General features: G+C 32.5%; 22 protein-coding genes, 1 tRNA gene and 2 rRNA genes. 10 read left to right on the forward strand and 15 right to left on the reverse strand.

Annotated features, from left to right (window positions below; genetic code table 11):
- The first annotated feature begins 37 nt into the window (after positions 1–37).
- The gene (gene dnaN / locus LOS89_RS08905) at positions 38–1,156 is read left to right on the forward strand and encodes a DNA polymerase III subunit beta (protein WP_231834926.1); all 1,119 of its coding nucleotides are present in this window, start codon (positions 38–40) and stop codon (positions 1,154–1,156) included.
- A gap of 303 nt (positions 1,157–1,459) precedes the next feature.
- Positions 1,460–2,872, forward strand: a complete 1,413-nt coding sequence (mnmE, locus tag LOS89_RS08910) for a tRNA uridine-5-carboxymethylaminomethyl(34) synthesis GTPase MnmE (RefSeq protein WP_231834927.1) — start codon at positions 1,460–1,462, stop codon at positions 2,870–2,872.
- Positions 2,873–3,044: 172 nt separating this feature from the next.
- Here the strand turns inward: mnmE and LOS89_RS08915 are convergent, their stop codons facing one another.
- Genes LOS89_RS08915 through LOS89_RS08950 form a run of 8 tightly spaced genes read right to left on the reverse strand, consistent with a single transcriptional unit; the run spans position 3,045 to position 10,460 of the window.
- Positions 3,045–3,542, reverse strand: coding sequence for a hypothetical protein (locus LOS89_RS08915; RefSeq protein ID WP_231834928.1), 498 nt, complete (start codon positions 3,540–3,542; stop codon positions 3,045–3,047).
- Between the two features lies 1 nt (position 3,543).
- Positions 3,544–3,939 carry a hypothetical protein gene (locus LOS89_RS08920; protein WP_231834929.1) on the reverse strand — a complete coding sequence of 132 codons (396 nt, stop codon included), beginning with the start codon at positions 3,937–3,939 and terminating at the stop codon, positions 3,544–3,546.
- 1 nt (position 3,940) lies between these two features.
- Positions 3,941–4,663, reverse strand: coding sequence for a hypothetical protein (locus LOS89_RS08925; protein WP_231834930.1), 723 nt, complete (start codon positions 4,661–4,663; stop codon positions 3,941–3,943).
- A 6-nt stretch (positions 4,664–4,669) separates the two neighbouring features.
- Positions 4,670–5,314 carry a hypothetical protein gene (locus LOS89_RS08930; protein ID WP_231834931.1) on the reverse strand — a complete coding sequence of 215 codons (645 nt, stop codon included), beginning with the start codon at positions 5,312–5,314 and terminating at the stop codon, positions 4,670–4,672.
- Position 5,315: 1 nt separating this feature from the next.
- Complete coding sequence (locus LOS89_RS08935) at positions 5,316–6,524, reverse strand: hypothetical protein (RefSeq protein ID WP_231834932.1); 1,209 nt, start codon at positions 6,522–6,524, stop codon at positions 5,316–5,318.
- 18 nt (positions 6,525–6,542) lie between these two features.
- Positions 6,543–7,487, reverse strand: a complete 945-nt coding sequence (locus tag LOS89_RS08940) for a hypothetical protein (RefSeq protein WP_231834933.1) — start codon at positions 7,485–7,487, stop codon at positions 6,543–6,545.
- Positions 7,484–9,154 (reverse strand): T9SS type A sorting domain-containing protein, encoded by a 1,671-nt coding sequence (locus tag LOS89_RS08945; protein WP_231834934.1) that lies wholly within the window; start codon positions 9,152–9,154, stop codon positions 7,484–7,486. Before LOS89_RS08945 ends, LOS89_RS08940 begins: the two co-directional genes overlap by 4 nt.
- A gap of 1 nt (position 9,155) precedes the next feature.
- Positions 9,156–10,460 (reverse strand): OmpA family protein, encoded by a 1,305-nt coding sequence (locus tag LOS89_RS08950; protein WP_231834935.1) that lies wholly within the window; start codon positions 10,458–10,460, stop codon positions 9,156–9,158.
- Between the two features lie 101 nt (positions 10,461–10,561).
- On the opposite strand from LOS89_RS08950, the gene LOS89_RS08955 reads away from it, so the two are divergent.
- Positions 10,562–11,098 carry an RNA polymerase sigma factor gene (locus tag LOS89_RS08955; protein ID WP_231834936.1) on the forward strand — a complete coding sequence of 179 codons (537 nt, stop codon included), beginning with the start codon at positions 10,562–10,564 and terminating at the stop codon, positions 11,096–11,098.
- A 6-nt stretch (positions 11,099–11,104) separates the two neighbouring features.
- A complete protein-coding gene (locus tag LOS89_RS08960) occupies positions 11,105–11,821 on the forward strand; it encodes a tetratricopeptide repeat protein (RefSeq protein WP_231834937.1) in 717 nt (238 codons plus the stop codon).
- On the opposite strand, the gene LOS89_RS08965 is transcribed toward LOS89_RS08960, so the two are convergent.
- Entirely contained in the window at positions 11,813–14,506 is a 2,694-nt protein-coding gene (locus LOS89_RS08965) for a CHAT domain-containing protein (RefSeq protein ID WP_231834938.1), read from the reverse strand. The genes LOS89_RS08960 and LOS89_RS08965 overlap by 9 nt on opposite strands.
- 75 nt (positions 14,507–14,581) lie before the next feature.
- Between LOS89_RS08965 and LOS89_RS08970 the strand changes: the two genes are divergently transcribed.
- Together LOS89_RS08970 and LOS89_RS08975 are read left to right on the forward strand one after the other, a co-directional pair.
- Complete coding sequence (locus tag LOS89_RS08970; RefSeq protein ID WP_231834939.1) at positions 14,582–15,580, forward strand: metal-dependent hydrolase; 999 nt, start codon at positions 14,582–14,584, stop codon at positions 15,578–15,580.
- Positions 15,581–16,138, forward strand: coding sequence for a 2'-5' RNA ligase family protein (locus tag LOS89_RS08975; protein WP_231834940.1), 558 nt, complete (start codon positions 15,581–15,583; stop codon positions 16,136–16,138).
- Here LOS89_RS08975 and LOS89_RS08980 read toward each other — a convergent pair whose 3' ends face one another.
- From LOS89_RS08980 to LOS89_RS08990, 3 genes are read right to left on the reverse strand one after another with little or no spacing between them, the layout of a single operon-like run.
- On the reverse strand, positions 16,139–16,357 hold the full coding sequence (locus tag LOS89_RS08980) for a hypothetical protein (RefSeq protein ID WP_231834941.1): 219 nt from the start codon (positions 16,355–16,357) through the stop codon (positions 16,139–16,141).
- A gap of 8 nt (positions 16,358–16,365) precedes the next feature.
- A complete protein-coding gene (locus LOS89_RS08985; RefSeq protein WP_231834942.1) occupies positions 16,366–17,976 on the reverse strand; it encodes a class I SAM-dependent methyltransferase in 1,611 nt (536 codons plus the stop codon).
- 45 nt (positions 17,977–18,021) lie between these two features.
- A complete protein-coding gene (locus LOS89_RS08990; RefSeq protein ID WP_231834943.1) occupies positions 18,022–18,573 on the reverse strand; it encodes a hypothetical protein in 552 nt (183 codons plus the stop codon).
- Between the two features lie 81 nt (positions 18,574–18,654).
- On the opposite strand from LOS89_RS08990, the gene LOS89_RS08995 reads away from it, so the two are divergent.
- From LOS89_RS08995 to LOS89_RS09010, 4 genes are all read left to right on the forward strand, one after another.
- On the forward strand, positions 18,655–19,287 hold the full coding sequence (locus LOS89_RS08995; RefSeq protein ID WP_231834944.1) for a Crp/Fnr family transcriptional regulator: 633 nt from the start codon (positions 18,655–18,657) through the stop codon (positions 19,285–19,287).
- Positions 19,287–20,057: a sulfite exporter TauE/SafE family protein gene (locus LOS89_RS09000; RefSeq protein ID WP_231834945.1), complete on the forward strand. Its 771-nt coding sequence runs from the start codon at positions 19,287–19,289 to the stop codon at positions 20,055–20,057. The genes LOS89_RS08995 and LOS89_RS09000 overlap by 1 nt, the downstream gene beginning before the upstream one ends.
- A gap of 65 nt (positions 20,058–20,122) precedes the next feature.
- Positions 20,123–21,532, forward strand: coding sequence for an MBL fold metallo-hydrolase (locus tag LOS89_RS09005; RefSeq protein WP_231834946.1), 1,410 nt, complete (start codon positions 20,123–20,125; stop codon positions 21,530–21,532).
- A 229-nt stretch (positions 21,533–21,761) separates the two neighbouring features.
- Positions 21,762–22,151, forward strand: a complete 390-nt coding sequence (locus LOS89_RS09010; RefSeq protein WP_231834947.1) for a hypothetical protein — start codon at positions 21,762–21,764, stop codon at positions 22,149–22,151.
- A 155-nt stretch (positions 22,152–22,306) separates the two neighbouring features.
- Here the strand turns inward: LOS89_RS09010 and rrf are convergent.
- From rrf to LOS89_RS09025, 3 genes are all read right to left on the reverse strand, one after another.
- A 5S ribosomal RNA gene (rrf, locus tag LOS89_RS09015) occupies positions 22,307–22,416 on the reverse strand.
- A 124-nt stretch (positions 22,417–22,540) separates the two neighbouring features.
- Positions 22,541–25,421 (reverse strand): 23S ribosomal RNA (locus tag LOS89_RS09020).
- Positions 25,422–25,586: 165 nt separating this feature from the next.
- Positions 25,587–25,660: transfer RNA gene (locus LOS89_RS09025), tRNA-Ala, on the reverse strand.
- Between the last annotated feature and the right edge of the window lie 82 nt (positions 25,661–25,742).

The raw sequence follows: 25,742 nt of genomic DNA on the forward strand, positions 1-25,742 counted from the left end.
AATATAAAATCAAATCACGATTTTAAAATACAAGATGATGAAGTTTATAGTATCGAGTTCGTATTTATTAAAACAATTACAGGTTTTAGGAAGTGTTATCAACAGTAGTAATACTTTGCCAATTCTTGATAATTTTCTTTTTGAATTAAACAACAACCAATTAAAAGTTTCTGCTTCTGATTTAGAAACAACGATGACGGCTACGTTAGAAATCGATTCTACAAGTCAAGGAAGTGTTGCTATTCCTGCAAAACTTTTATTAGATATCTTAAAAACATTCCCAGAGCAACCATTAACATTTACTGTTGAAGACAATTCAACTGTAGAAATTAGTTCAAACTCTGGAAAATATGCCATTGCTTATGCACCAGGAGAAGAGTTCCCTAAAGCGGTTGTTTTAGATGATCCTTCAAAAACTATTGTTCCTGCTGAAGTTTTAGCAACAGCTGTGAGTAAAACTATTTTTGCAGCTGGAAACGATGATTTACGCCCTGTAATGAGTGGTGTTTTCTTCCAATTTTCACCAGAAGGATTAATCTTCGTTGCTACAGACGCACACAAATTAGTAAAATATGCTCGCACCGATGTAAAAGCATCTCAAGTAGCGGATTTTATTATGCCAAAGAAACCTTTAAACATTTTAAAAGGAATTTTAGCAGCATCAGATGCTGAAGTAGCTATTGAATATAACGATTCTAATGCAACTTTTTCTTTCGAGAATTATGTATTAACTTGTCGTTTGATCGATGGAAAATATCCAAACTACGAGGCGGTTATTCCAAAAGAAAATCCAAACAAATTATTAATCAACAGAGTTCAGTTTTTAAACTCGGTTCGTCGTGTGGCAATCTTTGCTAACAAAACTACGCACCAAATCCGTTTAAAAATCGCAGGAACTGAATTGAATATTTCGGCAGAAGATATCGATTACTCTAACAAAGCCGATGAGCGTTTAACTTGTGATTACCAAGGAGACGATATGCAAATCGGGTTCAACTCACGTTTCTTAACCGAAATGTTGAATAATTTATCAAGTGATGAAATCCAATTAGAAATGTCGATGCCAAACCGTGCGGGTATTTTAACTCCAGTAGATGGCTTAGACGAAGGCGAAACCGTTACGATGCTAGTAATGCCAGTAATGTTGAGCAACTAATTCAAAAATATTTGATTTTACAGTTTTAACTGAGAATCTTATTACCAACCTTAACTAACTTAAAAACCACTTGGCTTTGGCTTTAGTGGTTTTTTAATTTTTAGAATAAATTTAAACGCAAAGAACAAAAAGCTTTTTACTTCGTCAATTCGACTTTTGGTCTCGGGTCGCAAAGAACGCAAAGAAAAACTTGGTGTAACTTAGCGCTAAACTTCGTGAGACTTTGTGTAACACTAAAAAAACTTCCAACTTCTAACTTCTAACTTCTGACTTTGATTTATCTTTGCAATCTAAATTTAGAACATGATTCCACAAGAAACCATAGTTGCGTTAGCTACACCGTCTGGAGCGGGTGCGATTGCTATTATTCGATTATCTGGTAAAGATGCTATTACGATAGCTGCTGAAGTATTTCAATCGGTTTCAGGGAAAGATATTACGAAACAGAAGACGCATACGATTCACTTAGGGCATATTGTAGACCCTTCGACAAGCTCAGGACAGGCTGGCAAAGTGTACGACCAAGTGTTACTTTCGATTTTCAAAGGCCCGAATTCGTATACAGGGGAAAACGTGATTGAAATTTCGTGTCATGGTTCTACTTTTATTCAACAACAAATCATCCAATTATTGCTTCGTAAAGGCGCTAAAATGGCACAAGCGGGTGAATTTACTTTACGAGCCTTTTTAAACGGGAAATTGGACTTATCACAAGCGGAAGCGGTGGCTGATTTGATTGCTTCTGACAATGAAGCGAGTCACCAAATTGCGATGCAACAAATGCGTGGCGGTTTCAGTAACGAGATTGCTAAATTGCGTGAAGAATTATTGAATTTTGCTTCTCTAATCGAATTAGAATTAGACTTTGCAGAAGAAGATGTGGAATTTGCCGATAGAACACAATTTCATGATTTATTGGAAAGAATTGAATTCGTTTTAAAACGTTTGATTGATTCGTTTGCTGTTGGTAACGTAATTAAAAACGGAATTCCAGTAGCTATTGTAGGCGAACCAAATGTTGGAAAATCGACTTTATTGAATGCTTTATTGAATGAAGAACGCGCCATTGTTTCTGACATTGCAGGAACAACTCGTGATACGATTGAAGATGAATTAGTAATCGATGGAATTGGTTTCCGATTTATTGATACGGCTGGAATTCGTGAAACAAAGGATGTGGTGGAAAGTATTGGAATTCAGAAGACATTTGAGAAAATTGAGCAAGCGCAAGTAGTTCTTTTCTTGGTTGACAGTTCTAAGTTGTCTGTTGACAGTTTAGCTTTGCTAAAAAATGAAACTGAACAGATTAAAAACAAATATCCTTTAAAAACTGTTGTAGTTATTGCTAATAAGGCTGATTTACTTTCATTGGAACAAAAAAATACTATACAAGCTACAATCGACAATATACATTTTTTAAGTGCTAAACATAAAGAAGGAATAGATGAATTAAAAAACACTTTACTCTCATTCGTAAACACTGGTGCATTAAGAAATAATGAAACGATTGTTACCAATACACGTCACTATGATTCATTATTAAAAGCATTAGAAGAAGTACAAAAAGTAAAATGGGGATTAGACTCGGGACTTTCTTCTGACTTAATGGCGATTGATATTCGTTCTGCTCTACACTATTTTGGAGAGATTACTGGAGAAGTTACTAACGACGAGCTCTTGGGTAATATATTTGCAAACTTCTGTATTGGGAAGTAATACTATTCAATAATTTATTAGACGTTTACCAAAATAGGTTATCTAAAGATAACCTATTTTGGTAAACTATATTTTTTTGATATGATCTTTATTAATATTCTATATCATCAAGATTGTTCGGTTTTCTATTTACTTCTTTCAACTTTAGTTCCATCTATAACTTTTTTCATAATTAATTAATTTTTAAATTCAATTTTGCTACACTAATTTCTCCTTTAACTCCTACTGGTTTTGCTTCTAAGATGATTTCGTAATTCCCTTTAGGGATTTCAGAAACTGTAGCATCTGAATTTTCTTTTAAGTAAGATAACATTGAAATAAAATCAAAGGTTTCAACTGGCATTAACATATCGCCCGGAAAAAAAGGCATTGGACTTCTTTTACTTGAAGCGATTACTTTACCATCCTTTTTCAAAGTTGTTGTAAAAACAAATGACACAACAATCTTCTTATCAGAATTTAATGGTAACGAATTCCCAGTGAACACAAATTGTATAGGAAATTTATTTTCTCTAAAATCGGCAAATAGATTTACTGCTTTATTTGATTTTAAACTTATTTCAAGTTTTGATTGTTCTTTTACTTTTATTTCGCCTTGAACATATTGAGCAAAACTATTTGAAGTTGCTATTAAAAGTAATGTTACAATTATTTTTTTTAACGAATTCATATTACGGGTTTTTAACGGTTTCATAATGTTCTTCTAAAACTTTTATAGGTCTTTTATCGTGGTAGATATAGGTAGCTTTGATGTAGCCCAAATAATAATTCGTTTGACGATAATGTGTATAATGAATTTCAAAAATTCGTTTAGCAACACTATCCACCGATTCTACAATCATTTTAAATTTTGTTCTGCCGTCGCCATTGTAAACTTGTGGTGCCACTTTATTAAAAACATAGGTAGGTTTGGTTTCATATCCTACTTTCGAGTAAATAGTTGTTTTTTCACCCCATTTTACCTCAAATAATGGCATATTAGATGTAGCATTTGTGTTCCAAAACTGCAATTGTGCTTGCGAACTAAGCGCAAAGAACAAGGCAATAAACAAAAAAGTTATTCTCATTTTATTGAAGTTTTTCGGTTATTATTAATTTTGCCGCTGCTATACAAGCTTCTTTATTTTTATTGGCATTACCCAAATTAGCATAAACCTGAAATTGTAGTCCTTTATAAAACACACATAATTTTTTGTCTTTATTGTTCCACACCGAATAATCTCCAACATTTGGTATTTCATCATAACTCAATCCATTAGCAAATGCAGATGCCATTTCTTTTGCCATATTTGTTTGTTGTGAATTTGCTTTACCTTCATTTTGCATCTCTTGTAATTTTGAATCTATAGCCTTGTCTGCATTAGCTAATTCTTCTTCTGTTGGTGTATGATAATTGTGCTTAAATTCTTTTAAAGTAATTGTTTTAACCCATGAAACCTCAACATAATCATTTGTTGGAATTTCCATAGGTTTACCAGTTATTGGGTTTTTAACTTTATCAGAAACTTCTATTCTGCCTTTATCCCATTTATATTGAATACTATGTGTTTGAGGATTTTTTAGTACTTGACTATAATCTTTAACCGCTTCTGAAGCATTGTAATGTGTAACATTAGCCGCCATTTCAAGTGTAAATAATAGGTCTAATTTACCATTCCATTCTTCAGCAGTTTTTCCACCAGACGATTCAATCGCTGTTTCTAATTGATTTTCTATTTCGTTTGTCTTCTCTTCTTTACACGAAAAGGCAAAAAGAAAAATACTTAATAATATGAGTTGTACTATTTTCATGTTTGTTTATTTTAAAATGTTATTTTTATCAATTCCGTAACTCAAAATAATTGGATGAACAAGTTTTCCGTTACCTGTTATTTCATTCCAATTAGAAGGACTATCGATATTCATTGCATCACTTCCTTTTCCGTTAATTTCAAATACAACTTCGTCTTTTGAAAGTTTTGTTATGACCATTTTTCCTTCAAAAGGAACTTCTGAAGATTTCATTCCAGTATCGTTAACTTCCATGAAAGTTATATTTGCAGTCGGATTTTCACCGTCATATTTGTTACTGATTGCAAATTTTGCTTTTAAAGGCAATTTGAATTTTTCAGAAATGTGACTTATCGTTGTAACAAAAGATTTCCCGTTTTCACCAGTCATTTGAAAAGCAATTGACAATCCGTCATTGTCTTTTTGAAAAATTACGGTTGCTTGCATTTTTTCCTTTTCAGTAAGATACGTTTTAGTTGCAGACTTATAGTTGATAAAACCACCATTATCAGCCATTTCGCTTGTATCTGGCAAATCTATTTGAGTACCAGTTTTACGCTCTATAGCATTTTCCATGGCATCGGTAACCGCATCTTGCATGCTTTCTTTGGCTTTATTGCAGGACAAGAGTGATACTAACCATAATAATTGTAAAAAATAAATTGCTTTCATACTATTGTTTCACAATTTTGAATTCAAAAAAACCAATATATCCTCCTATTAGACTTGAATTTTGCTGTGAGAGTGATATTCTAATATTTTTATTAAATTGAATATTATCTAGTCGGTAAATTTGTTTTTGATAGCCATAATTGGTATTAGTACCTAGCACTTTGTTTTTTGCATGTACATAAACTTCCAATTCATACTTAATATTAGGGTTATTGATATCAGTATTTGGAATAATGAATTCTCTAAAAAACTCAGGACTATTTGGAAAATTATAACTAGAAGATTTGATAATCTTGCTGCTGTTCTCTGTTTCATTATAAACATCAGAGGATTTGTTACCAAAATTCGGTACTTGAACTCTACCATCTTGCGTTACTTTAAACAATTTAAATCCCCAAAATCCATAAATATTTGATTCACCTGTTAATATAGAAACTGCACTTACTGTATATTTAGTTGTAGCCGTATTTGATTGAGTTGTTAAAGCATTTGTTGACGTAGTTGAAGTAGCAATAATTTTATTTGTCTTAACAACCTTTGTGCCATCCCAAATACCTTCTGCCATTGAAGTATTCCAACCCCATTTTCCTTTAAATGAATTTCCTTCAAAACTGAACTCGAAATATCCTTTTTTTCCTTTATTGGTAAAAGTTCCTTTTAATTTTTTTGTTACTTTATCAAAATCAGCATCTATATCTCCTAAATTGCTATATTTTCCCTTAACTTTTTTTCCAATTTGTTCAAGGTTTATTTCACCAAAAGTGGTATTCCATTTTCCGTTCCAAACAGCAGTTTGTAAATCATTAGGTTGTCCACTTGGTTGTTTAGTTCCTGTCCATTGCCAATTAGGTTCAATTGTAAATGTCCAATTTTTACTGTTAGCTTTTATATCTGCAATGCATGTAGAATTATCGGAAGCTCCATAATATCCTATGAATTTATCTTCATAATTACCACTATAACTATTTCTAATTAATTGAAATTTCCCTCTTTCATTTCCGTTAAAATAAATCCCGTTTAGTGTTGTTTTATATCTATCAATAACTTCATAGGCTAAAATGGTTCCATTATTTGCATAATCTCCGTAAATCATACCATTTTCTTCTACTAATTTTAATGTTCCAAATTTTGTTTGAAATGTGCCTTGCCAATTTTGCGCATTAGAAATTAAACTAAATGCTAACGCTATAATTAATAATATTTTTTTCATTTTAAATTCTTTATTTTATTAATATTCAAAGAAATACTCTTTATAACCGTTAAACTGAACTGACTTTGTTGCCGGTTCAATTTTGGTTACTTTTAAATTGATAGATTCGGTTCCGTGTTTACCATCAATTTCTAAAACACCGTGATTTTTCAAATTTGGAAAGCCTACTTTATCTGCCATAAACATGGTGGTAAAAGGCATTACATCATGATAAAAAGGCAAAGGTTTTACTGTAATCCACCAAGTCATTGTCATGCTTCCTTTTTCATCTTGTGCCGTTATTTGATAAGCGTTACATAAATGACCTGCTATAACTTTCGTTTGATTTAACTTTTTCATTGTTGGTTTACTGCTATTTGGAGAAAACATAAAATTCTTAGTATAAGTAGTAACTGCTATTTTTTCATTTTTATCTGAAAGCGCAAAAACCGTACTCAATCCATCATTTCTGATGGCCCAATATTGAAATTGACCTCCGCCGTCAATCATATCTGTAGCAGGAACTAAGCTCAAACTTCCTTGTAAACTTTGTTTGTCTAACAAAATAAGTGTACCTTCTTTATTTACGTAATAATCATAATTTGCAAAAGCACTTCCTTCTGCACCATAGTTTTTAACTGATATTGAAATTTTTTGTTTCCCGTAAAAAGGTGTTCCAGTATAAGGTCTTGTTTTGATATAAGGGTTATTATTCTCGTTTAAAGATCCATTTGAATCTCCATTTGAATTTGAACTACCTCCATTATTTCCTCCATTATTATAAAAAACTTGATTTTTACAATACTGTTCACGTAAGGTTTCTTTTGCTTGTTCAAGATATTTTATCATGGTAGCATCTGCTCCATTTTTCTTTGCGTTTTCTATTTCAACATCCATTTGTTTCATAATAGAATCGCATTTTATTTCTTGAGCATTACTAATTAAATTTATTAGTAACGTTATAATGAAAATTAATTTTCTCATTTCTTAATGATTTTTTGAGTGATTTTTTTATTAGTTGTTGAATTTGAAATTGTGATGTAGTAAAATCCTTCTGGTACTGAAGTAAAATCGATAGTTTCATTATTGATTCTTAACTTTATTTCTTGACCAACAGCATTGAAAATATCAATTTGATAAACTTCTATATTTTCAATTGTAAGTTTTACGTAATCTTGAGTTGGATTCGGATAGATTTTAATTTTATCTTCTAAAGTAACCTCATCAACACCTAAAGTTCCCGTTCCAAATTTCCATAATTCATAACCTTCTGGTAATGTTGTTCCTACTACATACATTTCATTATTCCAAGATTTTAATGGTCTTGTAAAAATTTGACTTGGCTGCGTGGTTGGACCTGTGTAAGATGAAAGTTGTGTAAAATTTCCGTTTGTTGGATTAGCTTCCCAAAGTTGCTCTGGGCTATTATCGCCACTCATTAAAAAATATAATTTATTATCATTAGCTGTAATCCAATAAATACGTCGTGAACTTGGTGAACCGCTGTGTGTTACAGGAATTGAAACTTGGGTTGTAATACCATCTGTTTCGTAAATTTGATACACTAAACCTCCATTTGGAGACGATTGCTCTTTAGCCGCAAAATAAAGTTTGTTGTTTAGTGCAGTGAAATAGGGGATTCCTTCATCTGCTAAATAGCCCGAAACTGGTGTTAAAAAATTATTCCCACTAGCATTGAAGTTGTAAACTATTTCTACTTTGTAATCGTTATCTGCAACACTGTAATAACATTTATAAACGTCTTGATTTCCATAAGTTGCTGTGTTACCAAAGAAAAATATTGCATCATTTAAAACTGTTAATTTATCAAATGATGTTATTCCGGTTGTGCCTAGAGTTACAAAATTATTTGTTGTTCCATTGGTATAATATAATTTACCATCAGCAACTGTAAATAACTTGTTATCAAAAATGGTTAAATAAAGATAGCCATTTGTATTATTAGATGGATAAACATCTAAAACAGAAGTATTGTTGTTTGTTAACACATCATATTTAAAAATCTGACGATGTCCCGTGTTATTATCTGTATAAACAAAGTATAAATCATTTCCTAACTTCTTAAAATTCAAGTTTAAACCTGAACTTTCGTTTGTATTAAGTTCCGAAACCTTTACAGTTCCTATTTCGGTTCCGTCTGTTTTCCACAAATCGTATCCAGTTCCTGATGTGTCTTCCGCAAAAAAATATAGAAAACCGTTAACTTCTAACATTGCCATCATGTTATCTGAATGATTTGAAGAAGATCCAGAACCTACATTAATGTCTTTTACTAAAGTAATAGTTGTTCCATCAGTTTTAAAAAGCTCTCTTCCATGCACTCCGTCCTCTGCAGTAAAATACAATTCGCCATTAAAAACTGTAAAATTGCTAGGATAGCTACTTCCCGAAAAATTTGGATTCAAATTCACAACCAAACTTGTTCCAGCTTGAGCTCCATTAGTTTTATATAATTCAGTTCCAATTCCACTAACATTTGTACCTGTAGCAGAGAAATACAATTCGCCATTATATTCTGTAAAAAACATTGGATTTGAACTATTTGTTCCTGAAGCTATAATAATTTGCTCCCAATTTTGAGCTATCCCAAATATGGGCAATAACAGAAATATAAATAGTAACTTTCTCATACTATAGTTTAATAAATTCAACACGTCTGTTTTGAGCTTTTTCTGAAGCATTGGCATTTTTATTTAATGGTACGCTTTCTCCTTTTCCTTCAGTGGTTAGTTTGTTAGCATCAATTCCAAATTCATTTACCAAAGCTCTCTTTACCGATTCTGCTCTTTTTTGAGATAAGATTAAATTATCGGTATCTTTTCCATCACTATCAGTATGCCCTACAATTTTAATGTTGCCTTCGATAGATTGAATGCTTTCTGCAATTTGCTTTAAGATTGCGTAAGAATTTGGACGAATAACATCAGAATTAACATCAAAGAAGATGTTTTGAGTAACAAACTTCTTTTTAGTGGTTATATCGCTTTTAGGATTAGCATTACCTGTAGCTAAGCGAATGTTGGAAAAATTCATTTTAAATGCATCTACAAAATAAATATCATGTTGGAATGTTAAATAATATTCTTTATTACTTAAAAAGAATTCTTCATTGTCCATTATTTTTTCCTTATTTACCCAAGCTGATAATTTATTTCCAGTTCTTTTTAAACTAATTCTTGCATAAAAATTACCTAATTCAGGTTGCCAACTATAGAAGTTGACACCTTCTTTCGATGTTACAACTACTCCATCAGATTTTACTGAATATTGTACCAAACCTGTTTTAGGTATTTGAGTGATAGGACTTAAATCTATCCCACTACTTATATCAAAGTTGGGGTCTTCTAATCTTCCTGCCTGTGCTTTTTCAATAAAACGTACACTTAAAGTACCTGTTTCTGTATTGGGTGTATATACATCAAATTCTAAGGTAAAATCGTTTGGTAAAGTTTTTAAAGCAATAGGAAAGAATGTCCCACCATCATTCAATTCAAGCCAGTTTTTACCTTCTATATTTCTTACATTTATGCGGGTGTTATCATAAGCTTTCCATCTACTTTTAGAACCATCAGCAAAATCTTCAAAGAAAATAATTTTCTCTGCTGGCACAAATTCAAAATCTTTGTAAGCAGAGTAATCTGTATTACCCGCTTCATCTGTTTTAGTTATTGGTGGATCATAATTAATATTAGATGACTCATTATCTGATTCATTTTTTCCTTTCTTTTTCTTTTTATCTTTTTTCTTAAAGATATTAGTTAAAGTTTCTTCAGCTTTGTTTAGAACTTTATCAACTGTTTCATCTCCTTTTTGCTCTCCTTTATTGTAAGTCTTGTCTTTTGCATTTTTTATTACTCTACCACCAACAGTCTCTTGTGCGTTAGTTATAAAAAAACTAAGTCCTAATAAAATTAAAGTATAAACATTTTTTTTCATAATGAGTTATTTTATGTTATGATTTTCTATTTAGTGTTTGAAATAAAAAAAAGTAAACATCGATTTTGAATTTTGTTTACTTTTGAAAAAAGTCTACACTAATGAATAAAGAATCATCGTTGATACAACTATTAAAAGAAAATGATAGTAGGACAATCAAAAAGATATATGAGGACAATAGAAAAAAATTTATTGCTTTTGCTTCTCAGTATAATTTAGATGGTGATGTTATCTTGGATGTATACCAAGATGCGATTATTGCTCTATGCGAAAATGCAAAAAAAGGCAAACTTGATAGTATACAGAGTTCAATAAGCACTTATTTATTTAGTATTGGTAAGTTTATGATTTTTCAATTGCTTAAAAAAGAAAAAAAAATGCATGTAGTTGACGATTTTAATTTAGTTGATTATGAATTTGAATCGTATGAGGAAGAAAAAGAAGATACTGAAATTAAATTATTACAAACTGCTTTTGAGAACTTAGGTGAACAATGTAAAAAGGTGATTCAACTCTTTTATTATGAAGAAAAAAAATTAGATGAGATATTGAATATTCTTAATTACACCAATAAAGATGTATTAAAAAGTCAGAAATCGAGATGTATGAAACAACTCAAAGACTTAATAAAAAAATAATTAGTCATGGATAAAGATATATTATTAAACAACTATTTTGAAGGCATTCTTTCTGAAAAAGAGAAACAACAATTTGACGAATTGCTTGCAAATGATTCGGAATTTAAAACGGAATTTGAATTTCAAAAGAAAGCAAAAGTAGCCGTTGCCTTAAGCGAACGACAAAAATTGAAAAACCAATTAAAAGAAATTGAAAACTCTAGAAAACTAAAAAATAATAACAAAACTTGGTTATCAATTGCGGCTAGTATTGTTGTCGTTTTAAGCTTAGGTTTTATATTCTTTTGGAATAGTTCAACTACAAATGATGATTTATATGCTGATTTCTATGAGACTTTTCCAAATATTGAAGCACCAACAACTAGAGGTGAAAACAATTTAAATATTAAAAGTGAAGCTTTTTATGCTTATGATTCTAAAGATTATAAAAAAGCAACAGAATTGTTTTCAGAAATTTATAAAGTAGAAAAAACCGATTATGCTATTTTTTATATCGGATTATCTGAAATGGAATTAAATGAGCATAAAAAAGCGATAAACACATTTTCACTTTTTGAAGGTGATAGTAATAACAACTTTTATTACTACGTAAAATGGTACAAAGCCTTGTGTTATTTAAAAGAAAATGACATTGAAAATTCTAAAAAGCTATTAAACGAAGTCGTTAAAACCGTAAATCCTTTTCAGTCAAAATCGAAAGAATTATTGTCTAAGTTAGATTAATTTTTTTCTTAATAAAATTAAAAGCGTAAATAATCCAAATCCTATTATAAAGAACCAATAATAGGATTTTGTTTTTAATGCACTGTTGTTTCCGTTTAAAACAAACCCTGACCAATAATACGGATGCGATTTTAAAGGATTTTGCTTTAAAAATTCCAATTTAGCCAATTGTAACGCTTTATCTTTTTCTAATCCTTTTTCGAGGTTTTCATAAAACAAAATCATCAAATCAGATGTTTCTTTATCTGGAACTTGCCATAAACTTACCACAGCACTTTTAACTCCGCTATAAGCAAAAGCTCTTGATAAACTCATAATACCTTCTCCTTTAATTAACGTTCCATTTCCTGTATCACAAGCACTTAAAACCACTAAATCTGCAGGTAGAAAATGCTCATACAATTCATAAAAATATAATGGTTCGTTATTAGCAAAAAGTAAACACGACTTTTCAAAATCATTCGCATACAAGTACGAATGCATTGCCAAATGATAAATAGAATAGTTTGTAAATGATTTTATAAAATTTGATTTTGTAGCCTGATTATCATAAAACAAACTACCATTTGTAATGTCGCAAATTTTTTCAGATTCTTCTTTTGCAAAAGGTAAATTCACAACACTATTTGACTGAAATTTACTTTTATTGTATTTAGGAGCAAAACTAACCAAATTGAATTCCGACTTGCTTTTATTCTCTTTTGAAAGCAACCAAAGCGGAAAAGAATAAGCATAAGTAATTTGTGCGCTTTCAATCCATAATTTGTTATTTACTTCTAAACTTTCAAAAGGTAAATAATTTAAAAACTTATCTGGAATTATCGTAATTTTTCCATCAATATTAAAAGGAACTAATTGGCTTGAAATTGCTTTGTTTTCATTCTTGTAACCAACATCTGGCTCTTTGTATTCTTTGATTAGTTGTTCTAATTCTAGCGAAATTCTATCTACCTTATCTATTTTTTTTATTTCAATTGAAGTTGCATTTACTAAAAGAACATACACATTTTCAAAAGCAACATAATACTTTATCAAATTAGCATCTGCTATTTTATTTTTAATTGAAGTAATATCGAAATCAATATTAACTTGAATAAAATTGGGGAATTTATTCTTAATTAAAGCTTTCAATTGGTTACTTCTATTTGAAATAGCGTTTAATTCTTTATTTGCTTGATTTCCTTGTTGTTTAATTCCTTCCAGATATTTTTTCTTATCTTCTAATTCCGTAAATTCATCGTAAATTTTAGATAAAGATTCGTTTGCCAAAAGAAATTTCTTTTGCACTTCTTTATACAAATGTTGTGAAGCATTTCTTTCAATCCAATTGAGCAATTCAATTTTCTTAGGTACATTTTTTTGATATTTTTCAGAAATCACAAAAAGTAAGCCTTCTGAAATTTTATCTTGTAGTTTATTTAGAGTAGGATTATAACTGCCATTCAAATAAAATTCATTAAACATTTCGGCAGCAATTAAACTCAGTTTTTCAGCTTTATTCAAATCATCAATATCCTTACTATTGATGTAACTATCTTTAAAAATAAGAGCCGAAGTAGCAAAAATATTAATGTAATTATGAGAATTTAAATCTCTAAAAGAATTAAATTTTAAATCAACTATTTCAGTTTTTTTTTGCGTATGATTTTGAACTAAATCGATTATATTCTGCTCAACTAAATTAGATGCTTCAGAAAATTTCCTTGAACCTACCAAATTCATTGCTTTAATCGTTTCAAGAGAGTATTTACTCGAATTAAAACGACCAAATTCGATAGTATTAAGTGCAATATCTATTTTTTTACATCCTTCTTCATATTTATTTAAAAAATAATAGACGGAACCTAAAATTGCATTAGCTTTCATACTGTAAAAAAGAAAATTATAGGCTAATGCTTGTTCATTAAATCGATTTAGATGTTTCTCTGCTAAAAAGTATTGTTCTGTTTCGTACAATCTATAACAAAATTCATCATAAGTAGATAAATAAAAATTCAAGTTTTCTTCTCTTTCATTACCACTATCCAATGCAAATTTGGAAAAATCTCGAAGCTTCTTTTCTATTAATTCTTGTTGTGTATTAATATCCATGCGAGATATTTCCATTCTGTAAAATATCCTTTTGGCGTAAATCTCGTCTTTTTCACTTAAAATTACTTCTCCTTTATTTAGTTTCTCGATATACTTTTCAAATGCATTAATTGTTTCACTTGCACTTTTTAAATCGCCATAATTTTGCTGAAAAACATATAAATTATTATAAGCTGTAAGATAATCTGTAGTAGTTATTAATCCTTTCTTCTCACAAATTTCAATTGCTTTTTTGGTGTAAACCAATTCGTATTTTTGATTGTGAATACTCGAATAATTAAAAGATAAATCTAAATATACATTGGCTAAATCTTTAGGATTATTTTCTAAAAGATAATCTTCATAATCTGTTACAATCTTTTTTAAAACATAGATTGTTTCTCTAAATTTAGATTCTTCACTAAGGGTTTCAGCTTCTTTTATTAATTGTTTTAATTGAATTGTATCTGTAGCTTGTTTTTTTTCAACTTTAAAATTAGAAGCTATTTCTGAAGCAACAGTTTCACTATCAGAAGAATTACAAGAAGAAAACAATAAAAACACCCATAAAATAGACGCAAAACCTACAATAGTATTTTTAAAATTGCTTTTCATTTTCATTTTGTAATTTTATAGTGCTAAATTTAAATAAATAAGTTAAATATTACAAAAGCATATTTGCTCTTAAAAATGGATTCATTTACTCAAATTGTACTCGGAATTGCTACTGCTGAATTGGTAGCCGGTAAAAAACTAAAAAACAAGACCTTTTTATATGGTGCTGTTTTGGGTACTTTACCTGATTTAGACATTGTAATTGGTAAATTTCTGAGTGATGTGGATGGTGTTGCTATTCATAGAGGATTGAGTCATTCCCTATTCTTTTTTGGGTTTTTGTCACCTGTTTTGGGTTGGTTGATTTCTAAAATCGAAAAAGATAAAATTAATTTTAAAAAGGCTTCATTATTGGCTTTTTGGTGTTTAACAACTCATGTTTTTCTTGACTTATTCACTTCATGGGGAACTCAAATTTTATGGCCACACGACTACCGATTTGCCTTAAAAACGATTTTTGTAATTGATCCGTTGTATACAATTCCACTTTTAATATCATTGATTTTAATTTGGAGAAATAAAGACCATATCAAACGAAGAAAATTCCTTATTAGAGGTTTGATTATGAGTTCTTCTTATTTATTGTTGACTTGTATTTTAAAACTTTGTGCTTTAAATCAATTTGAAAAAGCTTTAGAAAGTCAAAAAATAAATTACAAAGAACTGATTGTAAAACCTACGGCTTTTAACTCTATTCTTTGGAATGCAAATATTTCCACGACAGAAGGTTATTATTTAGCGGATTATTCTTTCTTCGATTCGCAACCAATTCGTTTTAAATTCTATCCAAAAAATAAAAAATTAGAAGAAATTTTAGTAAATTCATTTGATTTTCAAAAACTTAAAAAAATTAGCGAAGGTTGGTATTTAGTTAACATACAAAATCAACGTTTGTATTTTAATGATTTGCGATTTGGTTTGTTGAATGATACTCCCGAAAATCCTCAGTTTGCATTTAGTTACCAAATGATTCCAATATCAGATGGAATGTTTTGGGCTAAAGAAGTCCCAAAAGCTAAAAGAGATGGAAAAGCATTATTGCAGAAGATTTTTACTCGAATAAAAGGAAATTAAATGGCAAAATATTCAATTGTATTTCATCCATCAGATGCTGTGATAGAGACAGTAAAAGAACTCAAACAACAATTGAGTGACAAAATTGGTTGGTTTCCCAGTAAGAATTCATTGGCTCATATAACCATTTGCGAATTTGATTATGATTCGGATTCATACATGAAAATTGCGGAAAGACTTTCAAACTTTGCCCAGTATAAAAAACCTTTTGACGTAACTTTTAACTCTTTTAATAATTATACTAATGGTGCCTTTTTTATCGCTCCAGAACAAGAAAGCAAATTATTATTAGCTGAAATAATGAAGGAAATTCCTAAAATTATTCAATTTCCTGTTACTCATAAAAGTTCAAATCCACATATTTCAATTGGTAGACAACTAAAACCTGAACAATTAAAAACAGCTTACAATTTAGTTTCTACTATTCAATTGCAATTTGTTTGTTCAGGAATTACTATCAGAAAATTTAATACTGAAAGAAAGCAATACGATATTTTAGAAACCATACCTTTTGAAAGTAAAATACCACCAATTGAAAATGAATGGACGTTATTTTAATTATTCTGTAGTGCTCATCTTAATTTGCAAATGATTCAATAAAACTTGATACTTACTGATTTCTCTCAAAACTACTTCGTCATCAGTAGCATCCATCATATCATCTAAATTATCACTCACCTCAATTAATTTGATACTAGCTTCTGGAAAATTTTTATACGCTATATTATCAATAATCAATTGAATATCTTTTTTAATTGCATCAAATTTTTCTTCCATTCTTGTTTTTAATTTTTTCCTTTCAATAAGTTAATACTTACTGTTGCATAATCGGTATCTGGATATTTTTTAAAATAGTTGGCATCCGAATGCAATCCAGCTTCAGCTGCAATTTTTTGTAAAACTTCTATTTCTAAAATAAACTGATCCGAAAAACCATGCGTAGCATCATAAGCAGTTGCAGCAGTTTTTCCAAGATTAGAAGCTGTTAATTCTGGTGCAATGGTGTGCAATTCTATTATTAAAAGTCCAAATTTACGAACATAAGGACTCCATTTTGTAAAATGTTCTAATAAATTATCCTCTACATCATTATTTGATATTCGAACACCTCTATGTGCAAATGCTCCACTTGAAGAACTTACTCTTCCTTTTGTAGTAACTTTTGGTGTTTCCCAAATGCGATTGTGATCTAAAAATGTGCGCACATTCAACAAATCTTTCAAATCGATATTGTAATTTTCTTGTAAATCGTTATTTAATAAATCTGGATTACCAATATCGCCCCAAATGACTTTTGCCCAAATATCGGCTTTAATCAGATTGGCTCTAGTAACTTTCAACGCTGCTTGATTATAATCGGCACCAACGAGAAATAAAGGATAATCATCTAACATTTTACCTCTCAAAGTTTGACGTTCGATTACTTCAAAAATATGTTGTAAAAATGCACCATTTCCGCAACCCATATCTAAAATTCCTTTTGGTTGTTCGGCTATTGGTTTATTAAACAATTCAATAATAATATCGTCAATTACTTTAAAATAAGTAGCATGCGCACCACCACTTCCCCAAACATTCATTTCGCGATTTACGTGAATTTCGTCTTCGTTTTTAGCTATATTTCGTAACTCACTTGCATTTCCAAACAACAAACTATCAATATGCTTAAACATTGGAAGATACGAAACCGTAACACCATAAGCAGAAGCTCGTTTTGCAAAGAAAAAGCCATCCTCAGTAAATTGATAGTTTTCGTTCTTTTTAGAAAACCATCCCAAATGAACAAAAAAGTCGAGTATTTTAGAAAAAGCTTCAGGATGCTTATGAAACTCATCGGCTCGAAACGAACTTTCCATAAAATATTTATGAAACATTCCGGTCATTCCTAAGTTAACCACAATTGGTCCAACCAAATAACCTTCAATATGCGTTAAAATTTGCTCTTGAATAGTTCTTAAACTTTCATTATCTTCAAAATGAATATGATAGTTTTCGGTAAACTTTTTTAATATTGGTTCAATTAACGTAATAGAATCCGAATCAATTTTATTTGCAGTAAAAACAGATGTTTGCGTTAACAACTGAAAAGTGTCTTCGTAAATAGAAAACTGTTTGAAAGCAAATTCGCTAGTATCTAAAATTGAAATTGTAATTTCTCCTGAGGAATTATCCCCCTTGTAGTTTAAAAAACCTTGTGAAGCCAAGACACGTAATGCTACATTCAAATAACCTTCATTGGCTTTAAACTCTTTTGTTAATTGCGTTAAAGCTGTCTTCTTTTCTTTTAAAATATGAGCTAAAATACCTTTCTTAAACAAAGAATATGCAACAGGTACAACAACTATTCCGTCTAAATGTCTAAAAATAGCTTCACGTAAGTGGTTTCGTTTCATCATAAATTGAGAGGTTTGTTCTCAAATTTATGAAAATTATGTTTCAGTTTACAATAAACTTCTTTTAATCTCGGCAAACGAAATAGAAGTTTCAATAAGTTTAATACAGATTTCTTTTCGCAACTCGTCTAAATTCTCAAAATCTAAATATTTTGCCCAAGCATCTGTTTCCAAAATTTCTTTTATTTGTCGGATAACTTTTGCCGTTTCTGAAGCATTTCTTAAAACAGCTTTGCTATTGTATTTTGGATTATTTTTATGCTGAAATGTTACTTCATTTGTATTGAAATTAACTTCAATGTAAAAAAGATTTTCAGTTTCATTGTTCGGATAAAAATCAGACCATTTTGCATAACCTATTCGGGCTTGACTATTATTGACTTTTAAATTACTATTTGAAATCAAACGCCATCTACAATTTGCTGCTCTTCCCCAATGATTTGAAATACGATAAACCCCTTCATTAGTAAAACTATAACTACTTCCTGATTTACTTTTGTAATCCCATTTTAATTCAGAAACAGTCATAGAATCAACTTCTGTAAACTCACAAAAAGTATGTTTATGAAAATTGGTTTTATTGTATTTTTTTGAAGTCATATAAGCTAAATAGATTTCTTTGTAACAAAAGTAACATTACATTTTTAAAGATTAGTAGTATCTTTACAAAAAGGATTTTAAATGAGAGATATTTTAGATCAGGCCTACAGCTATATTTTTGAAGAAGCGCTATTAGATGAGATTGCTAAAGTGGCAATTTATAAAGAATTTAAAGCTGATGATTACTTAATTGAAATTGGTGATTATATCAAAACTATGCCTTTATTGCTTACTGGTGCTATTAAAATATTGAGAGAAGATGAAAATGGAGATGAATTATTATTGTATTTCTTAGAACGCGGAGATACTTGTGCAATGACTTTAACTTGTTGCATGGGACAATCGAAAAGTCGCATTCGTGCTATTGCCGAAACTGATGGCGCGATGTTAATGATTCCTGTAGAAAAAATGGAAGAATGGTTAACCAAATATAAAACGTGGCGAAACTTCGTTTTTGACAGCTACAACGTGCGTTTAAACGAAATGCTAGAAGCGATTGACACTTTAGCTTTCATGAATTTAGACGAACGTTTGTACAAATATTTGACTGATAAAGCAAAAGTTATTGGCGATACCGAAATCAAAAATACGCATCAGGAAATTGCTTATGAAATGCATACTTCTAGAGTTGTAATTTCACGATTACTGAAAGCCTTAGAGCTACAAGGAAAGATCAAGTTACATCGTAATAAAATAGAAATTCTTCAATTCTAATGGAGATCTTAGGATATATTGGTGCTTTGTTCATTGGTTTAGTTTTAGGACTAACCGGTGGTGGTGGTTCTATTTTAACTGTTCCAATTTTAGTTTATTTAATGAGTATTAATCCTGTTACAGCAACAGCTTATTCATTATTTATTGTAGGAACAACGTCAACTTTTGGAGCCATTCAAAATTATCGTAAAAACTTAGTCGACATCAAAAACGGATTCATTTTTGCAATTCCATCATTTGTTGCGGTTTATTTAACTCGAAAATTCATAGTTCCAGAAATTCCAGATATCATAATAGAAACGCCAATTCTATTAAGCAAAAACACTTTTTTAATGGTATTTTTTGCAGTAATTATGGTACTTGGAGCACTTTCGGTCCTAAAAAATAAAAACACTAGTAAGGAAGAAAATAAAAGTATAATTTTCATTGGAATTCAAACTTTTATAATCGGAATTATCATAGGATTAGTTGGTGCAGGTGGTGGATTTTTAATTATCCCATCTTTAATTCTATTTGCTAAATTACCAATGCGAAAAGCTGTTGGAACTTCATTATTTATTATTGCTATGAATTCATTAGTAGGATTTATAGGCGATGTACAAAACATAACAATAGATTGGGCATTTTTGTTACTATTTTCGGCAATTTCAGTTACCGGAATTTTTATTGGAATGTATCTTACAAAATACACAAACGAAAACCAATTAAAGAAGATTTTTGCTTACTTTGTATTAATAATGGCCGCAATCATCTTGTTAAAAGAAATATAAAGTGACATTTATCACTTACCAAATAAAAATTAGAAAGTAAATTTGTAAAAATTAATATTGAACTTATGAAAATCGAACAAATATATACAGGATGTATCGCTCACGCAGCTTACTACATTGAAAGTAATGGAGAAGCAGCAATTTTTGATCCATTAAGAGAAGTACAACCATATATTGAAAAAGCACAAAAAGCCAATGCGACTATAAAGTACATTTTTGAAACGCATTTTCATGCAGATTTCGTTTCGGGACATTTAGATTTGGCTAAGAAAACAGGAGCTTCAATTGTTTATGGTCCCACTGCAAAACCTAATTTTGAATGCATTGTTGCCGCTGATGGACAAGAGTTCAAAGTGGGCGGAGTAACTATTAAAGCGATTCACACTCCAGGTCACACGTTAGAAAGTACGTGTTATTTAGTTACAGATGAAACTGGAAAACAACACGGAATTATCACTGGAGATACTTTATTTATTGGTGATGTAGGTCGTCCTGATTTAGCACAAGAATTGGTAGAAGATTTAACGCAAGAAATTTTAGCGGGTCATTTATTTGATTCATTACGTAATAAAATCATGCCTTTGAGCGATGATTTAATTGTATATCCAAATCACGGTGCTGGAAGTGCTTGTGGAAAAAACATGAGTAAGGAAACCACCGATACTTTAGGCAATCAAAAGAAAGTCAATTACGCTTTAAGAGCCGATATGACTAAAGAAGAATTCATTAAAGAATTATTAGATGGGTTAACGCCTCCTCCTGCTTATTTTCCACAAAATGTATTGATGAACATTCAAGGATATGAAAGTTTAGATGCGGTAATGTCAAAAGCAGAAACACCTTTACATCCAAAAGAATTTGAAGCCGTTGCAAATCAAACAGATGCCTTAATTTTAGATGTTCGAAATGAGAATGATTTCGTAAAAGAACATATTCCAGGATCAATTTTTATTGGATTACATGGGCAATTTGCGCCTTGGGTTGGTGCTTTAATTAGGGATACTAAACAACCTATTTTATTAATTACACCAGAAGGAAAAGAAGTTGAAACCATTACTAGATTGTCTCGTGTAGGTTTTGACAATACATTAGGATTTTTGTCTGGCGGAATCGAAGCATGGAAAGCAGCTGGCTATGAAACAGATAGTATTGAATCTATTTCTCCTGAAATTTTTGCAACACAATACGAAACTGCTCCAGTAATCGACTCAAGAAAACCAGGAGAATTCACAGCAGAACATGTGGTAAACGCTAAAAACATTCCATTAGATTACGTTAACGAACAATTAGCCGAAGTACCAAAAGATGAAAAATTCTTCATTCATTGCGCAGGAGGATATCGTTCAGTAATCATGTCATCAATCTTAAAAGCAAGAGGTTACCATAACATGATTAACGTAGAAAAAGGAATGGCTGGAATAAGAACTACCGAAATTCCTTTAACGGCTTATGTTTGTCCGAGCACTTTGAAATAAAAAAAATACTATAAAATATAAATCCGACTTCAAAAGAGTCGGATTTTTTATATCATATTTTATATTATACTAATTCTAAGAATTAAAATTTTCATTATTTCATAATTAAAAGTACCTTCAAACACTTTTATAAATATTTTTTTATTTGTTATATAGAGATTATATTTAAAGAAATAATTCTTCAATTAAATCTACCATAATGAAATATTATCTTTTTTTAATATCAACAATGACACTATTAAGTTGTAATAATTCAAAATCAAATAAACAGAGTGATAATACTTCTTTTGTTGAATTTTTCTATCACAATGAGCATGCAAAATATCCTATGAGTTATTCTTGTGGAAAATTAACAAGCGGACAAACTGATAGTAAACCAAATTATAAAAAAATCAATGATAAGGAATTTACTGAAAAAGTAATTTCGTACTATAAGAATTTAAAAGATGCAAAAGATGAAAGATTTGATGCTAGAATACATTTTTTAGTACATTCTCCAGAAAGAGTTGATACTATTTGCATGGGCAAATCTTTTGGAATAGTTGTTAATGGTGTTGCAAAAGAAGATTCAGAAGAATTTGCTAATTTTATAAAAAATGAAATCTATAAAAATGAATAACAAATAAATCTCATTATTAGATGAAGGATTTTCAAATGATCAAGATTATTCCAATGAGCATTTGATATTAACAAAAATGAATCTCATGAACTTCAAGTATTTAGATTCATTACAAAACAAAAAACCCTTCATCGCATGATGAAGGGTTTTCAAAAGAAAGGCGGCGACATACTCTCCCACATAACTGCAGTACCATCTGCGCAGTCGGGCTTAACTTCTCTGTTCGGAAAGGGAAGAGGTGAGCCCCGACGCAATAACCACCTTAAGAGGTTAAATTGCTTTGAGCAATTTTTCAATAGTTAATTACTAATTATCCATTGAACAATATCTTAACATACTGAGATAAATTAATTTAAAGAAAGTTTCACTCCCCCCGAAGGGGGAGTCTTATACATAAGCTAACGGGTTATTAGTACTACTCGACTATGACATTACTGCCTTTACATCTATAGCCTATCAACGTGGTCATCTTCCACGACCCTTAAAAGAAATCTCATCTTGTGGTGGGTTTCGCGCTTATATGCTTTCAGCGCTTATCCCTTCCCAACGTAGCTACTCTGCAGTGCTCCTGGCGGAACAACAGATACACCAGCGGTTAGTCCAATTCGGTCCTCTCGTACTAGAATCAGATCCACTCAAATTTCTAACGCCCACAGTAGATAGAGACCGAACTGTCTCACGACGTTCTGAACCCAGCTCGCGTGCCACTTTAATGGGCGAACAGCCCAACCCTTGGGACCTTCTCCAGCCCCAGGATGTGACGAGCCGACATCGAGGTGCCAAACCCCCCCGTCGATATGAGCTCTTGGGGGAGATCAGCCTGTTATCCCCGGCGTACCTTTTATCCTTTGAGCGATGGCCCTTCCATGCGGAACCACCGGATCACTATGCTCTACTTTCGTACCTGATCGACCTGTATGTCTCTCAGTCAAGCTCCCTTATGCCATTGCACTCTACGCACGGTTACCAAGCGTGCTGAGGGAACCTTTAGAAGCCTCCGTTACTCTTTTGGAGGCGACCACCCCAGTCAAACTACCCACCAAACAATGTCCCCCGGTTTCGGGGTTAGGCCTCAGACAAGCAAAGGGTGGTATTTCAACAATGACTCCACAACGCCTAGCGACGCCACTTCATAGTCTCCCACCTATCCTACACATCACGTGTCCAAGGTCAATATTAAGCTATAGTAAAGGTGCACAGGGTCTTTTCGTCCCACTGCGGGTAAGCGGCATCTTCACCGCTACTACAATTTCACCGAGCTCATGGCTGAGACAGTATCCAGATCGTTACACCATTCGTGCAGGTCGGAACTTACCCGACAAGGAATTTCGCTACCTTAGGACCGTTATAGTTACGGCCGCCGTTTACTTGGGCTTCATTTCAATGCTTCTCCGAAGATAACATCTCCACTTAACCTTCAAGCACCGGGCAGGTGTCAGGCCCTATACTTCATCTTACGATTTTGCAGAGCCCTGTGTTTTTGATAAACAGTCGCCTGGATCTTTTCACTGCGGCCAGCATTGCTGCTGGCGACCTTTCTCCCGAAGTTACAGGTCTATTTTGCCTAATTCCTTAGCCATGAATCTCTCGAGCACCTTAGGATTCTCTCCTCAACTACCTGTGTCGGTTTACGGTACGGGTACTTATAATCTGAAGTTTAGAAGATTTTCTTGGCAGCCTTTAGGTACACTATCTCGTTGTCCGAAGACTCTGAGTACTATCGCATTTCACCAGTCCCAGCGGATTTGCCTACCGGGCCTATAGCTAAGTGCTTTAACGAACTATTCCGTCAGTTCGCGGTACTTTCACCACTGCGTCTCTCCATCACAATTATAAGTAGTACGGGAATATTAACCCGTTGGCCATCGACTGTCCCTTTCGGGTTCGCCTTAGGACCCGACTAACCCGCAGCTGATTAGCATAGCTGCGGAAACCTTAGTTTTTCGGTGTGCGGGTTTCTCGCCCGCATTATCGTTACTTATGCCTACATTTTCTTTTCTAAACAGTCCAGCATGACTCACATCACACCTTCGACCCAGTTTAGAATGCTCCCCTACCACTTAACTTACGTTAAATCCATAGCTTCGGTAGTATGCTTATGCCCGATTATTATCCATGCTCGTCCGCTCGACTAGTGAGCTGTTACGCACTCTTTAAATGAATGGCTGCTTCCAAGCCAACATCCTAGCTGTCTGGGCAGACAAACCTCGTTTTTTCAACTTAGCATACATTTGGGGACCTTAGCTGATGGTCTGGGTTCTTTCCCTCTCGGACATGGACCTTAGCACCCATGCCCTCACTGCTGGTAAACATTATATAGCATTCGGAGTTTGTCAGGAATTGGTAGGCGGTGAAGCCCCCGCATCCAATCAGTAGCTCTACCTCTATATAACTTATACCCAGCGCTGCACCTAAATGCATTTCGGGGAGTACGAGCTATTTCCGAGTTTGATTGGCCTTTCACCCCTACCCACAGGTCATCCGAAGACTTTTCAACGTCAACCGGTTCGGACCTCCACTATGTGTTACCACAGCTTCATCCTGCCCATGGGTAGATCACACGGTTTCGCGTCTACCATTACTGACTAAAGCGCCCTATTCAGACTCGCTTTCGCTACGGATCCATACCTGAAGTACTTATCCTTGCCAGCAACGGTAACTCGTAGGCTCATTATGCAAAAGGCACGCCGTCACCCCACTAAAGGGCTCCGACCGCTTGTAAGCGTATGGTTTCAGGATCTATTTCACTCCGTTATTCACGGTTCTTTTCACCTTTCCCTCACGGTACTGGTTCACTATCGGTCTCTCAGGAGTATTTAGCCTTAGCGGATGGTCCCGCCAAATTCACACAGGGTTTCACGTGCCCCGCGCTACTCAGGATACCACTATCTATATCTTCTCTTACCCATACAGGACTATCACCCTCTTTGGTTAACCTTTCCAGATTATTCCGGTTCAATCCGCATAGAATGTCGTGGTCCTACAACCCCAACATTGCCGTAACAACATTGGTTTGGGCTAATCCGCGTTCGCTCGCCACTACTTACGGAATCACTTTTGTTTTCTTCTCCTCCGCCTACTTAGATGTTTCAGTTCAGCGGGTTTGCTCACCTATCGGTGTGACATGTCTTCAACATGCCGGGTTGCCCCATTCGGATATCTACGGATCAATTCGTGTGTGCCAATCCCCGTAGCTTTTCGCAGCTTATCACGTCCTTCATCGCCTCTGAGAGCCTAGGCATCCCCCATACGCCCTTATTTTGCTTATGTGCCGCCTAATTTTATATAATAAAACTAGGACTTTCTTTATAAATGTGTATTGCTACACATCTACTGTACTTTCTACTTTTTAAATGTATTTTATCTCAATATGTCAATGAACTTGTGGCGCGTCGCCACTGACAAAAATTATCAGCTTTGACTTCATAGCCGTTGTGGAGAATATCGGAGTCGAACCGATGACCTCCTGCGTGCAAGGCAGGCGCTCTAGCCAGCTGAGCTAATCCCCCAATTTGAATTCAGAATTATGAATTCAGAATTACGAATTATGAATCCCAACTTCTAGAATTTCCTTTAAATAAAGCTTAAAAA

It is taken from the genome of Flavobacterium channae, assembly GCF_021172165.1.
Classification (GTDB): domain Bacteria; phylum Bacteroidota; class Bacteroidia; order Flavobacteriales; family Flavobacteriaceae; genus Flavobacterium; species Flavobacterium channae.